The following is a 12,465-nucleotide window of genomic DNA, read 5'->3' as shown; positions in this document are numbered from 1 at the left end:
TTTGACGCCGCCCACGGAAGATGCGTATCGTCGCGATGAAATTTTCATCACGATGTCACATTCAGGGGTCATGCCCTGCCACATCCTCCTGGTAACGCGCCGGTTTTCTGGCAGCGCGCCAGCCGAACAAACGAAGAGGCAAAAAAGATGAGCACTATTACTGCAGCAATGGTGAAGGAACTGCGCGAAACGACCGGCGCAGGCATGATGGATTGCAAGAAGGCACTCAACGAAACCAACGGCGACATGGAAGCCGCGATCGACTGGCTGCGCGCCAAGGGCATCGCCAAGGCCGACAAGAAGTCGGGTCGTGCGGCTGCCGAAGGTCTGATCGGTATCGCTTCGAGCGGCACCAAGGCCGTCGTCGTCGAGCTCAACTCCGAAACCGACTTCGTTGCCCGCAACGATGCCTTCCAGGATCTGGTCCGCGGGATCGCTGCCGTTGCTCTCGAAACCAACGGAACCGTTGACGCGATCTCTGCTGCCACCTATCCGGCAACCGGCAAGTCCGTCGCTGAAACCGTCACGGACGCGATCGCCACCATCGGTGAAAACATGACGCTGCGCCGTTCGGCTTTGCTGTCGGTCGAAGACGGTGTCGTCGCCACCTATATCCACAACTCTGTTGCTGACGGCCTCGGCAAGCTCGGTGTGCTCGTCGCCCTCAAGTCCACCGGCGACAAGACCGCGCTGAACGCGATCGGCCGCCAGGTTGCCATGCACATCGCTGCGACCAACCCGCTCGCCATCCGCTCGACGGAAGTCGATGCTGCTGTCGCCGAGCGCGAACGCAACATCTTCATCGAGCAGTCCCGCGCTTCGGGCAAGCCGGACAACATCATCGAAAAGATGGTTGACGGCCGCATGCGCAAGTTCTTCGAAGAAGTCGCGCTTCTGTCGCAGGCTTTCGTCATGAATCCCGACCTGACCGTCGAAGCTGCCGTCAAGGAAGCTGAAAAGACGGTCGGCGCACCGATCGAAGTTGTCGGCATGGCCCGCCTTCTGCTCGGCGAAGGCGTCGAAAAGGAAGAGACCGACTTCGCCGCTGAAGTGGCTGCCGTCGCCAAGGGTTGATTTCTTCATCCTGATTGGGAAAACCATCATCCTTGTTAGGAAACAGTTGGGGCATCGCGTGACAACGCGGTGCCCTTCGTGTATCCGGCATCATCCCATTGCCGCAGGCTCCTCCGGAGATAATCCGGGGCGATATTGGCCGCGCGGGGACGAAAGATCAGTTTTGCGCACCATCTTGCATGTGTGCCCCTTCGACAGGAGTGACGATGCCGGCCAAACCTCTCTACAAACGTGTGCTGCTAAAGGCTTCCGGCGAAGCGCTGATGGGAAACCAGGGATTCGGCATCGATGTCGCCGTGGCTGACCGGATTGCTTCCGACATTGCCGAAGCGCGCGCGATGGGAGTGGAAGTCGGCGTCGTCGTCGGTGGCGGCAACATCTTCCGCGGTGTGGCGGTGGCCTCCAAGGGCGGCGACCGGGTGACCGGCGACCACATGGGCATGCTGGCAACCGTGATCAACGCATTGGCGCTGGCGACCTCGCTGCGCAAGCTCGACATCGACACCGTCGTCCTGTCGGCGATCGCCATGCCGGAAATCTGCGAAAGCTTCTCGCAGCGCGCCACGCTCTATCATCTCTCGCTCGGCCGCGTCGTGATCTTCGCCGGCGGCACCGGCAATCCGTTCTTCACGACGGATTCGGCCGCAGCCCTTCGCGCCGCCGAAATGGGCGCGGAAGCCATCTTCAAGGGCACGCAGGTTGACGGCATCTATAGCGCGGATCCGAAGAAAGATCCGACCGCGACCCGCTACGACCGCCTGACGCACAGCGAAGTGCTGCAGCAGGGGCTCGCCGTCATGGACGTCGCCGCCGTTGCGCTGGCGCGTGAAAACAGCATTCCGATCATCGTTTTCTCGATCCACGAAAAGGGCGGATTCGCTGAAATCTTGACCGGCGGTGGCCGAGCGACCATCGTTACCGACAATTGAGCTTGAGGGTGGCGTCACTGCCGCCGTGATAAACGGGAGTTTGATCCATGAGTGAAGGTATTGACCTGAGTGATCTGAAGCGCCGCATGGATGGCGCCATTACCGCGTTCAAGAGCGATATCGCGTCGCTGCGAACCGGCCGTGCATCGGCAAACGTGCTCGATCCGGTCATGGTGGAAGCCTATGGTTCGCGCGTGCCGCTGAACCAGGTTGCCAATATCACCGTTCCCGAAGCTCGCATGCTGGGCGTTTCGATCTGGGACAAGTCGATGGTCAATGCCGTCGATCGCGCCATCCGCGAATCGAATCTCGGCCTCAATCCGATCGTTGATGGCCAGAATTTGCGTATTCCGCTGCCGGAACTGAACGAGGAGCGCCGCCGGTCACTGGTGAAGGTTGCTCATGACTATACCGAAAAGGCGAAGATTGCCGTTCGCAACGTTCGCCGCGATGGTATGGACAGCCTGAAAAAAGCCGAAAAAGACGGTGACATCGGTCAGGATATCAGCCGCAGCCAGTCGGAAAAGGTCCAGAAAATGACGGATGAGATGATTTCCGACATCGACCGCTTGCTCGCCGATAAGGAAAAGGAAATCATGCAGGTCTAGTCTGCATTTTTCGAGTCTCTGTTTTTTCGGACCATTGATGTCAAACCCATTGCTTAGAAATGTCCCGACGCATGTTGCCATCATCATGGATGGCAACGGCCGTTGGGCCAATTCGCGCGGTCTTCCGCGCACGATGGGGCATCGCAAGGGCGTGGAGGCGGTCCGCGAGGCGGTCCGCACCGCAGGCGAGCTTGGCATCCGCTACCTGACGCTCTTTGCCTTTTCCTCGGAGAACTGGAGCCGGCCGGAAGCAGAAGTGTCCGACCTGATGGGGCTGCTCAAGGCCTTCATCCGCCGCGACCTTGCCGACCTGCATCACCAGAATGTCCGCATTCGGGTGATCGGCGACAAGACCAATCTGCGCAGCGATATCCTGCCCCTGCTTCTGGAGGCAGAGGATACGACGCGCGGCAATACCGGAATAACGCTGGTGATCGCCTTCAATTACGGTTCCCGTGACGAGATGACCCGCGCCATGCGCGCCCTGGCGATCGACGTCGCGCAGGGGCGCCTGACAGCGGACCAGATCACGCCTGAGCGCATCGCCAGCAAGCTCGACACGGCCGACATTCCGGATCCGGATCTCGTCCTGCGCACCAGCGGCGAAGAACGGCTGTCGAATTTTCTCCTGTGGCAGGCGGCCTATTCCGAGCTTCTGTTCATTCCGGAACTCTGGCCTGATTTCACCCGCGAGGTGTTCCTGGCCGCGTTGAAGACCTATGCCGGACGGGAGCGCCGCTTCGGCGGGCTGTCCCAGCCGACAATGGCGGTCGGTTCCTGATGCAGAGCGAACTGCGACTGCGCATCATTTCCGGCATCGTGCTTGCCATAATCGCTCTTGGTGCGACCTGGGCCGGCGGAACGGTATTCCAGTTGCTTTCGGTGGCGATCGCGCTGCTGGTCTATTACGAATGGTCGACCGTGACGCGGCTGGCGGAACGTGACTTCCAGGGGAATGCCTTCGGCTGGTTGTCGCAGGTCGTCATCGCCGCGCTGATTCTCCTCGACAATTCCAACCTGACGCTCCTGGTCCTGGCTGGTTTTACCATTGCCGCCGCAATCTGGGTGCTGATCCGGCGCGGGACATGGTGGCTGCCGGGAGGCATCGTTTATGCCGGACTGACCGGAATTTCACTCTCGGCGATTCGCGGCGACAGCGATATCGGCCTGCTTGCGATGATCTTCGTCTTCGCGGTCGTGTGGGCGACGGATATCCTTGCCTATTTCACCGGCCGGGCGATCGGCGGACCAAAGCTCGCGCCGCGCATTTCGCCCGGCAAGACCTGGTCCGGCGCGATCGGCGGCGCCGTATCTGGCGTGATCGCCGGCGTCCTGGTGTTCATGAGCCATTTTTCGCTCGATGATATCGGCATTCCGCTGCTGGCCTTTGTACTTTCCGTTTCCAGCCAGATTGGCGATCTCTTCGAATCCTATATCAAGCGCCGGTTCGGCGTGAAGGATTCGAGCAAGCTCATCCCCGGCCATGGCGGTGTCATGGACCGGGTCGACGGTCTTGTTTTTGCCTGTTTTGCCGCGCTTCTGATTGCTCTTGTGCAAGTCGTGTCCGCTGGCGGACAGAGTGCGCCCATGGGGGCAATCCTGCTCGGGCCGTAATGGTCCGGCATACCTGATCGAGGAACGACATGGCTCACCTGGCCGATACGCTTCACCTGATTCTCGGCTATATCGTACCGTTCCTGCTGGTTCTGACGCTGCTCGTCTTCGTGCACGAGATGGGTCACTATCTGGTCGGCCGCTGGTCGGGCATTCGTATCCTGGCCTTCTCCGTGGGCTTCGGGCCGGAAATCTTCGGTTATACCGACAAGCACGGGACGCGCTGGAAATTCTGCGCCATTCCCCTCGGCGGCTATGTGAAATTCTTCGGCGACGAGGATGCCGCGAGCGTTCCCGATTACAGCCGCTTGGAGCAATATTCCCTCGAAGACCGCAGCCGGACTTTCCTCGGGGCGAAACTGTGGAAGCGGGCGGCGACCGTCGCTGCCGGTCCGATTGCCAATTTCATCCTCGCCATCGCCATCTTCGCCGTGCTGTTTTCGATTTACGGCAAGCCGGTCGCCGATCCCGTCGTCGCCGAGGTCAAGGAAAACAGCGCCGCCGCCCAGGCCGGGGTGTTGCCGGGCGATCTGCTGGTCTCGATCGACGGCACGCCCGTTTCGACCTTCGACGATGTCCGGCGCTATGTCAGCGTCCGTCCGGAAATGCCGATTACCATCCAGATCAAGCGGCAGGGCGAACTGCTCGACCTGCCGATGGTGCCGCAGCGCACCGAAATCACCGACCAGTTTGGCAACAAGATGGAACTGGGGATCATCGGCATCCTGACCAATCAGGAAACCGGCAATTTCCGCTTGCAGACATTCGGTCCGCTGGAGGCCGTGGGGCAGGGTGCGGTCGAGAGCTGGCATATCGTCACCGGTACGTTCGATTACCTCTCCAACCTGGTCATGGGGCGCATGAAAGCGGATCAGCTTGGCGGTCCGATCCGCGTAGCGCAGGCATCCGGCCAGATGGCGACGATCGGTATTGCCGCCGTTCTGCAGCTGGCAGCGGTCCTGTCGGTTTCCATTGGACTTCTCAATCTAATGCCGGTTCCGGTACTTGATGGCGGCCACCTGATGTTTTATGCGGTTGAGGCCCTGCGTGGAAAACCCGTTGGGCCGCGTATGCAGGACATTGCGTTTCGCGTGGGCTTCGCCATGGTCTTGATGCTGATGGTGTTTGCCACGTGGAACGATATCAGTTCGCTGCTGGGCTAGGAATTCGGGGTTCGCACCGGTGGATGCGGCCCTCGCGGAGGTGATCGGCCCTATTGGGATTTCAATGGGTTGATCGAAAGGAATTGTTTACGATAATGCAAATCTGTAGTGGCCGTTAGGACACGGTTTCAATTGAAGTAAACAGAAATTAACGTCCGACCTTGCTTGTATAGGAAAAGCGGTTAAAACGGCAACCGTGACCGGAGTCGGTACGAGTTCGCTGCGGGGCATTGGGAAGAAGGTAAGATTTATGAAAGCTGGTTCAAGATTTTTGAACGCGGTGTCGGCGTTTGCGCTGTCTGCTAGTGTGGTCGCATCGGGGACTGGCATTGTAACGCTTGCAAGTGCATCTGTCGCGGAAGCAGCAACGATCAGCCGCGTCGAGGTTCGTGGCGCCACTCGCGTCAGCCCGGAGACCGTCCGCGCCAATATCACCATCGTTCCCGGCAAGAGCTTCAGCAATGCTGAAATCGACGCTTCCGTGAAGCGCCTCTATTCCACCGGCTATTTCTCCGACGTCAGCATCAATGTTTCCGGCGGTACGCTTGTCGTCACCGTGGCCGAAAACCAGCTCGTCAACCAGGTCGTCTTCAACGGCAACCGCAAGATCAAGGACGACAAGCTGCAGGCTGTTGTCCGCACCCGCTCGCTCGGCCCGTACAGCGAGTCGACGGCTGAATACGATATCCAGGCCATCAAGGATGCCTACGCTGGCATCGGTCGCGAAGACGTGACCGTGACGACGCAGGTCGTTCCGATTGCCGAAGGCCGCGTCAACCTTGCCTTCGTCATCAATGAAGGCGACCGCACCAAGATAACCGCCATCAATTTCGTCGGCAACAACGCTTATAGCAATGGGCGCCTCGAGGCTGTGATCGCGACCAAGGAATCGGGTATCTTCTCGTTCCTGAGCCGCAAGGACGTCTACAATCCCGACAAGCTGCGCGCCGACGAAGAACTGCTGCGCCAGTTCTATTACAACCGCGGCTATGCGGATTTCCGTGTCGTCTCGTCGGATGCTGTTCTCGATGAGGCCACCAACGAATACACCGTGACGATTACCGTCGAAGAAGGCGAGCGTTACGATTTCGGCGCCGTCAATGTCGAATCGACCGTCGAGGGTGTCGATGCCGAAGAGCTGAGGGGGCTGGTTCAAAGCTCGCAAGGCTCGACCTATAAGGCCAAGGACGTTCAGGCGACCATTTCGGCGATCTCCAAGCGTGTTGCCTCGCAGGGTTACCCCTTTGCGCGCGTTACGCCGCGCGGCAACCGTGATTTCGGCAATCGCACGATCGCGGTCGATTACCTCGTCGACCAGGGTGAGCGCGCCTATATCGAGCGCATCGAAATCCGCGGTAACACGCGCACGCGCGATTACGTTATCCGTCGCGAGTTCGATATGAGCGAAGGCGATGCATTCAATCAGGAAATGATTGCAACGGCAAAACGCCGTCTCGAAGCGCTTGGTTACTTTTCTACCGTCAATATCTCGACGCAGCCTGGCTCCGCCGGCGACCGCGTCGTGGTGATTGTTGATGTGCAGGATCAGTCGACCGGTTCGTTTGGTATCGGCGCTGGTTATTCGGCCGGCAGCGGCGGCGGCTTCCTGCTGGAAGCCTCGATCGAGGAAAAGAACTTCCTCGGCCGTGGCCAGTATATTCGTCTTGCCGCAGGTCGTGGTGAAGATAGCCGGACATACAACGTTTCGTTCACCGAGCCCTATTTCCTCGGATATCGTCTGGCTGCCGGCTTCGATATCTTCAAGAACGAAAACGACTATGACGATGACAATTACAGCTATGAAGACGAAGGCTTCAGCCTGCGCGTAACGGCGCCGATCACTGAAAAATTGTCGACGACGTTCCGTTACAACTACACCCGGATGGACTATCACGGCGATACGACTGACCTGTCGACCCCGTATGACCGCGTGATCGACGGTTCAGACTGGACGCGTTCTTCGGTATCGAACACGATCACCTACAATTCGCTCGATGATGCGACCCTGCCGCATGACGGTATTCTCGCGTCCTTCACGCAGGAATATGCAGGTCTCGGCGGTACATCTGATTTCTACAAGATTACCGGCAAGGCCAAGTGGTATTACACCCTGAACGACGACGCCGATCTGATTGCGTCGCTTGGTGGTACGGCTGGCCATGTGTTCAGCACCGGCGGCGAAATGGAAGTGTTCGACCAGTTCCAGCTGGGTAACAACGATATTCGCGGTTTCGAACGTAACGGTGTTGGTCCGCGCATGCAAAATGGCGATGCCCTCGGCGGTACGACCTATTTCACGGCTTCTGCTGAAGCAACGTTCCCGCTGCCGTTCGTTTCGCGTGACGCTGGCTTCCGCGGGGCGGTTTTTGCGGATGCTGGTACGCTGTATGGCAATGAAGTGAACCTCACGTACAAGGGGACGACTGATAAGACCGAAGGCGGAACCGGGGCTTCTCTGCGTGCGTCCGTCGGTGTCGGCCTGATTTGGGCATCGCCGTTCGGTCCGCTGCGTGTCGATTATGCAATCCCGATCGCCAAGGAAGACTACGACAGGGTTCAGAATCTCAAGTTCGGTATTTCGTCGTCCTTCTGATCCTTGCAGTCCAGAACTGCCTGCCAAAACTGTTCTGGAGTTGGCCATGGAAAACAATTGGTTCTTCCCACCGCATGATGGGGTTCGCCTGAGTGATCTGGCGGACCGGATTGGCGCGTCCTTGGAAGACAAGACAGTCGCTGACCGGCTTGTCCGGTCGGTATCGCCGGTTTACCGCGCGAAGGAGGGCGACATATGCTATATGTTGTCCCGAAAGAACCGTGACGAACTGTCGACCTGTCAGGCGACGGCGATCATCTGCGACAAGGCGATTGCATCGCTTGTTCCATCCCATATTCCCGTTCTGTTGACCGCAAATACACATCAGGCGCACATGGCCTTTGCCTTGGCGGGATCAATCCTGCATCCAGACGCCATGCGCCCGGTCCAGAACCTGTCAGCTTCATCCGGCGTTTCTCCCGCCGCCTTCGTCGATCCATCCGCGCAACTCGAAGATGATGTTCATGTCGAGGCGACGGCTGTCATCGGCGCCGGCGTTCATATCGGGGCTGGAACACGCATTGCTGCCGGCGCCGTGATCGGCCCGGGCGTGCGGCTCGGGCGCGACTGCACGATTTCGACCGGCGCCAGCGTGCTTTATTCGCTTGTCGGCAACGAGGTCATCATTCATCCGGGCGCGCGCATTGGCCAGGATGGTTTCGGCAATGCGCCGGGGCCGCGTGGCGGCATGATCAAGATCGTCCAGATCGGCCGCGTCATCCTGCAGGATCGCGTCGAGATTGGCGCCAATACGACAATCGACCGTGGTGCCATGGATGACACGGTGGTCGGCGAGGGTACCAAGATCGATAATCAGGTTCAGGTTGGCCACAATGTCCGCATTGGTCGGCATTGCGGTATCGCAGCGCAAGTCGGTATTGCCGGAAGTACGCGTATCGGCGATGGGGTCTTGATCGGCGGGGCTGCGGCCATCAACGGACATATCACCATCGGCGACAGGGTCCAGATCGCCGCGATGAGCGGCGTCGCGGCGGATGTTCCGCCCGGCGAGCGTTACGGCGGCATACCGGCCCGCCCCATGCGCGACTTTCTCAGGGATATGGCCGAAATTGCGGCGCGGGCCCATAACAGACAGAAGAAATCGGGAGGCAACGATGAGTGAAGCAGGAACCACCGTTCTCGGCACGGCCGATATACGGGAAATCTTGAAGTTGCTCCCCCATCGTTATCCGTTTCTCCTGGTAGACCGGATCATCGAGATCGACGGCGACAATTCGGCGATCGGCATCAAGAACGTCACGGCCAACGAGCCGCATTTCACCGGGCATTTTCCCGAACAGCCGATCATGCCGGGCGTTCTCCTGATCGAAGGCATGGCGCAGACCGCCGGCGCGATCTGCGCTCGCAAAACCGGCGACGGAAGCAACCTCGTCTATTTCATGACCATCGACAACGCCCGCTTTCGCAAGCCAGTCGTGCCTGGCGACCGTGTCGAGTATCATGTCGTCAAGCAGAAGCAGCGCGGCAATATCTGGAAATTTCACTGTGATGCAAAAGTTGACGGGCAACTTGTCGCGGAAGCTGATATCGGCGCGATGATTATCAGCAAGGAAGACGCCTGACCATGATTGCCTCCACTGCGAAGATCCATCCGCTCTCCGTCATTGAAGACGGAGCGGTGATCGGCGACAACGTTGTCGTCGGCCCCTTCTGCCATATCGGCCCGAAGGTGACGCTCGCAGACAATGTCGAGTTGATCAGCCATGTCGTCGTGCTCGGGCGTACGACGGTCGGCAAGGGTTCGAAGATTTTTCCTTCGGCTGTCATCGGCGGTGATTCGCAGAGCGTGCACCACAGCGCCGTCGATACGACGCTGGTGATCGGCGAAAACTGCACCATCCGCGAAGGCGTGACGATGAACACGGGTACCGTCGAGCACGGCGGTACGACAGTCGTCGGCGACAACAACCTGTTCCTCGCCTATTCGCATGTGGCGCATGACTGCCGTCTCGGCAACAACATCATCCTGTCGAACAATGTCATGCTGGCCGGTCACGTCACCGTCGGCGACCGGGCCATCCTGGGCGGCGGTTCGGCTGTGCACCAGTTTACCCGCATCGGCCGTCAGGCGTTCATTGGCGGACTGTCGGCCGTTGCCTACGACGTCATTCCCTTTGGCATGCTCAACGGCAATCCGGGTCTGCTCGGTGGTCTCAATGTCGTCGGCATGAGCAGGTCCGGCATTGAAAAACCGGTCATCCACGCGGTTCGCCGGGCCTACAAGCAGATATTCGAAGGTCCGGAATCGATCCGCGCCAATGCGGCTGCGATTCGCGGTGATTATCTCGACTGCCCGCCGGCACTCGAAATCCTCGATTTCATTGCCGCGGAAAGCGACCGCGCGCTGTCGTCGCCCACAAGGGGCAGCAAGGGCTGAGGCGGATGAGCTTGGACAGCCGGCCAGACACCAAAGACCGGCTGGCGATCATCGCTGGCGGCGGTCTGCTGCCCTTGCATGTCGCGCAGGCCGCGCGCCTTCACGGCGAAAACCCGTTCATCATCGCGCTTGCCAATGAAACCGATCGAGACTGGTCGGCCTTCGATCATACGACGCTCGGGATCGGCAATTTCAAGGCAATCAGTGGCGTGTTCCGCAATGCCGGGATCGGGCGTGTCGTCATGTCCGGCGCCGTCCGCCGCCGTCCGGACTGGCGCGATATCAAGCCGACGCTCAGGAGCCTTGCGAAAGTTCCGAGTGTCCTGAGCACGCTGCTCTCGGGCGGCGACGACGCCGTTCTGAAAATGGCGATCGAACTCATCGAAACCAATGGCGCGCGTGTCATCGGCGTTCAGGAGATCGTGCCGGAACTGCTGGCGGATATCGGCACGCTTGGCAGGTTTTCGCCGGGAACGGAAGACCAGGCGGACATCGAGGTCGCCGAGGCCGCGGCCATCGCGCTTGGCCATCTGGATGTCGGGCAGGGTGCAGTTGCCGTCGGCGGCCGTGTCGTCGCGCTGGAGGGAGCGGAAGGCACCGACGCCATGCTGGAGCGCGTGGTCAAGCTGAAGGCGGACGGGCGCATCTCCAGCCGCCGGAGGGGCGTTCTCGTCAAGCTCTGCAAGCCGCAGCAGGATCTGCGCGCCGATCTGCCGTCGGTCGGCCCCTCGACCATCAAGGGCGCACAGGCGGCAGGTCTTGCCGGTATCGCCGTCGAGGCGGGTCGCGCGCTGGTGCTGGAACGACCCGAAATGATCAAGCTCGCCGACGAGGCCGGCCTGTTCATTACCGGCATCGATCGGGAGTTGCTGCGGGGCATGCGATGACGGGACGATCGCTGAAGCTTGCCGTCATCGCCGGTGAAGTCTCCGGCGATCTTCTGGGCGCGGACCTCGTCAAGTCATTGCGACCGCTCGTTGCGGGCGAACTCTCGCTGGTCGGCGTCGGCGGCGAGGGGCTTGAGGCGGAAGGCCTCGTTTCCCTGTTCGATTATTCCGAACTGTCGATCATGGGCATTTCGCAGGTCCTGGCACGGCTGCCAAAGCTGATCCTGCGCATCCGCCAGACCGCCGCCGCCATCGTCGCCGCAAGGCCGGATACCCTCGTCATCATCGACAGCCCGGATTTCACCCACCGCGTGGCCCGCATCGTGCGCAAGTCCCTGCCGGACCTGCCGATCGTCAATTATGTCTGCCCCAGCGTCTGGGCGTGGAAGCAGGAGCGCGCCTGCAAGATGCGCCCCTATGTCGATCATGTCCTTGCCGTCCTGCCGTTCGAGCCGGAGGTCATGAAGCGCCTCGGCGGCCCGCCGACGACTTATGTCGGACATCGGCTGGCAAGCGACGTCAATGTGCTCTCGGTCCGGGACCGGCAGGCGGCAAAGCTGGACGATGCTCTGAATACGGATGCCGCCACCTGCCTGCTTCTTCCGGGCTCGCGTGGCAGCGAAATCAGACGCCTTTTGCCTGATTTCGGCGAGACGGCCGCGGAATTGCGGGCGCGGCATCCCGGCATGCGCTTCCTGCTTCCCACGGTTCCGAAACAGGAGGCCCTTGTGCGGGAGATGACTGCATCCTGGGCGGTCAAGCCGGAGATCAGCGTCGGGGCTGCCTCAAAGTGGCAGGCGTTCGCTGCGGCGGATGCGGCGATGGCCGCGTCGGGTACGGTGATTCTGGAACTCGGCCTGTGCGGCATTCCCGTCATCTCGACATACAAGGCCGACTGGATCATCCGGTTGATGCACAAGCGGATCAAGATCTGGACGGCGGCGATTCCCAATCTGGTGGCCGATTACCCCGTCGTGCCGGAATATCTCAATGAGGCGATCAAGCCGGGCGCCCTGTCGCGCTGGATGGAGCGGCTGACGGCACCGACGCCCGAGCGTATGGCAATGCTGGACGGCTTCCGTACCGTGTGGCAGCGAATGGCGACGGAGAGGCCGCCGGGTGAGTCGGCGGCGCGCGTCGTGCTTCAAGTCCTCAACGAAAAAAAGCCCGGGTAACCGGGCTTTTTAATCGGTGCCTTC

The 12,465-nt window shown here is 60.2% G+C and carries 12 protein-coding genes; all 12 read left to right on the top strand.

The window, feature by feature from the left end; all coding sequences use genetic code 11:
* Positions 1-147: 147 nt before the first annotated feature.
* The 12 genes from tsf (at position 148) to lpxB (ending at position 12,441) form a co-directional block, all read left to right on the top strand.
* Positions 148-1,074: a translation elongation factor Ts gene (gene tsf, locus ACST81_RS14510; protein ID WP_438748736.1), complete on the top strand. Its 927-nt coding sequence runs from the start codon at positions 148-150 to the stop codon at positions 1,072-1,074.
* Between the two features lie 206 nt (positions 1,075-1,280).
* Complete coding sequence (gene pyrH, locus ACST81_RS14505) at positions 1,281-2,003, top strand: UMP kinase (protein ID WP_438748734.1); 723 nt, start codon at positions 1,281-1,283, stop codon at positions 2,001-2,003.
* 47 nt (positions 2,004-2,050) lie between these two features.
* A complete protein-coding gene (gene frr / locus ACST81_RS14500; RefSeq protein ID WP_438748732.1) occupies positions 2,051-2,611 on the top strand; it encodes a ribosome recycling factor in 561 nt (186 codons plus the stop codon).
* Positions 2,612-2,648: 37 nt separating this feature from the next.
* Positions 2,649-3,392, top strand: a complete 744-nt coding sequence (locus ACST81_RS14495) for an isoprenyl transferase (protein WP_438748730.1) — start codon at positions 2,649-2,651, stop codon at positions 3,390-3,392.
* On the top strand, positions 3,392-4,225 hold the full coding sequence (locus tag ACST81_RS14490; protein WP_438748728.1) for a phosphatidate cytidylyltransferase: 834 nt from the start codon (positions 3,392-3,394) through the stop codon (positions 4,223-4,225). The genes ACST81_RS14495 and ACST81_RS14490 overlap by 1 nt, the downstream gene beginning before the upstream one ends.
* A 29-nt stretch (positions 4,226-4,254) precedes the next feature.
* Positions 4,255-5,388, top strand: a complete 1,134-nt coding sequence (gene rseP, locus ACST81_RS14485) for an RIP metalloprotease RseP (protein ID WP_438748726.1) — start codon at positions 4,255-4,257, stop codon at positions 5,386-5,388.
* 250 nt (positions 5,389-5,638) lie between these two features.
* The gene (gene bamA / locus ACST81_RS14480) at positions 5,639-7,981 is read left to right on the top strand and encodes an outer membrane protein assembly factor BamA (protein ID WP_438748725.1); all 2,343 of its coding nucleotides are present in this window, start codon (positions 5,639-5,641) and stop codon (positions 7,979-7,981) included.
* A 46-nt stretch (positions 7,982-8,027) separates the two neighbouring features.
* Entirely contained in the window at positions 8,028-9,104 is a 1,077-nt protein-coding gene (lpxD, locus tag ACST81_RS14475; protein ID WP_438748723.1) for a UDP-3-O-(3-hydroxymyristoyl)glucosamine N-acyltransferase, read from the top strand.
* Positions 9,097-9,564, top strand: a complete 468-nt coding sequence (fabZ, locus tag ACST81_RS14470; RefSeq protein WP_325464459.1) for a 3-hydroxyacyl-ACP dehydratase FabZ — start codon at positions 9,097-9,099, stop codon at positions 9,562-9,564. The genes lpxD and fabZ overlap by 8 nt, the downstream gene beginning before the upstream one ends.
* 2 nt (positions 9,565-9,566) lie before the next feature.
* Positions 9,567-10,379, top strand: a complete 813-nt coding sequence (gene lpxA / locus ACST81_RS14465; protein ID WP_438748720.1) for an acyl-ACP--UDP-N-acetylglucosamine O-acyltransferase — start codon at positions 9,567-9,569, stop codon at positions 10,377-10,379.
* A 5-nt stretch (positions 10,380-10,384) separates the two neighbouring features.
* Positions 10,385-11,266, top strand: coding sequence for an LpxI family protein (locus ACST81_RS14460; RefSeq protein ID WP_438748719.1), 882 nt, complete (start codon positions 10,385-10,387; stop codon positions 11,264-11,266).
* Positions 11,263-12,441, top strand: a complete 1,179-nt coding sequence (gene lpxB, locus ACST81_RS14455; protein ID WP_438748717.1) for a lipid-A-disaccharide synthase — start codon at positions 11,263-11,265, stop codon at positions 12,439-12,441. The genes ACST81_RS14460 and lpxB overlap by 4 nt, the downstream gene beginning before the upstream one ends.
* Positions 12,442-12,465 lie beyond the last annotated feature (24 nt).

The sequence above is a fragment of the Pararhizobium sp. O133 genome (assembly GCF_051669845.1).
Taxonomy (GTDB): Bacteria; Pseudomonadota; Alphaproteobacteria; order Rhizobiales; family Rhizobiaceae; genus Pararhizobium.
The sequence above is the reverse complement of the archived record's forward strand: the minus strand, read 5'-3'. Positions and strand labels throughout refer to the sequence as shown.

Excerpts from the sequence above, each read along its gene's own strand:
- lpxA (WP_438748720.1), top strand. The coding sequence starts at position 9,567 with ATGATTGCCTCCACTGCGAAGATCCATCCGCTCTCCGTCATTGAAGAC.
- lpxB (WP_438748717.1), top strand. The coding sequence starts at position 11,263 with ATGACGGGACGATCGCTGAAGCTTGCCGTCATCGCCGGTGAAGTCTCC.
- ACST81_RS14460 (WP_438748719.1), top strand. The coding sequence starts at position 10,385 with ATGAGCTTGGACAGCCGGCCAGACACCAAAGACCGGCTGGCGATCATC.
- ACST81_RS14490 (WP_438748728.1), top strand. The coding sequence starts at position 3,392 with ATGCAGAGCGAACTGCGACTGCGCATCATTTCCGGCATCGTGCTTGCC.
- frr (WP_438748732.1), top strand. The coding sequence starts at position 2,051 with ATGAGTGAAGGTATTGACCTGAGTGATCTGAAGCGCCGCATGGATGGC.
- pyrH (WP_438748734.1), top strand. The coding sequence starts at position 1,281 with ATGCCGGCCAAACCTCTCTACAAACGTGTGCTGCTAAAGGCTTCCGGC.
- fabZ (WP_325464459.1), top strand. The coding sequence starts at position 9,097 with ATGAGTGAAGCAGGAACCACCGTTCTCGGCACGGCCGATATACGGGAA.
- ACST81_RS14495 (WP_438748730.1), top strand. The coding sequence starts at position 2,649 with ATGTCAAACCCATTGCTTAGAAATGTCCCGACGCATGTTGCCATCATC.
- rseP (WP_438748726.1), top strand. The coding sequence starts at position 4,255 with ATGGCTCACCTGGCCGATACGCTTCACCTGATTCTCGGCTATATCGTA.
- lpxD (WP_438748723.1), top strand. The coding sequence starts at position 8,028 with ATGGAAAACAATTGGTTCTTCCCACCGCATGATGGGGTTCGCCTGAGT.
- tsf (WP_438748736.1), top strand. The coding sequence starts at position 148 with ATGAGCACTATTACTGCAGCAATGGTGAAGGAACTGCGCGAAACGACC.
- bamA (WP_438748725.1), top strand. The coding sequence starts at position 5,639 with ATGAAAGCTGGTTCAAGATTTTTGAACGCGGTGTCGGCGTTTGCGCTG.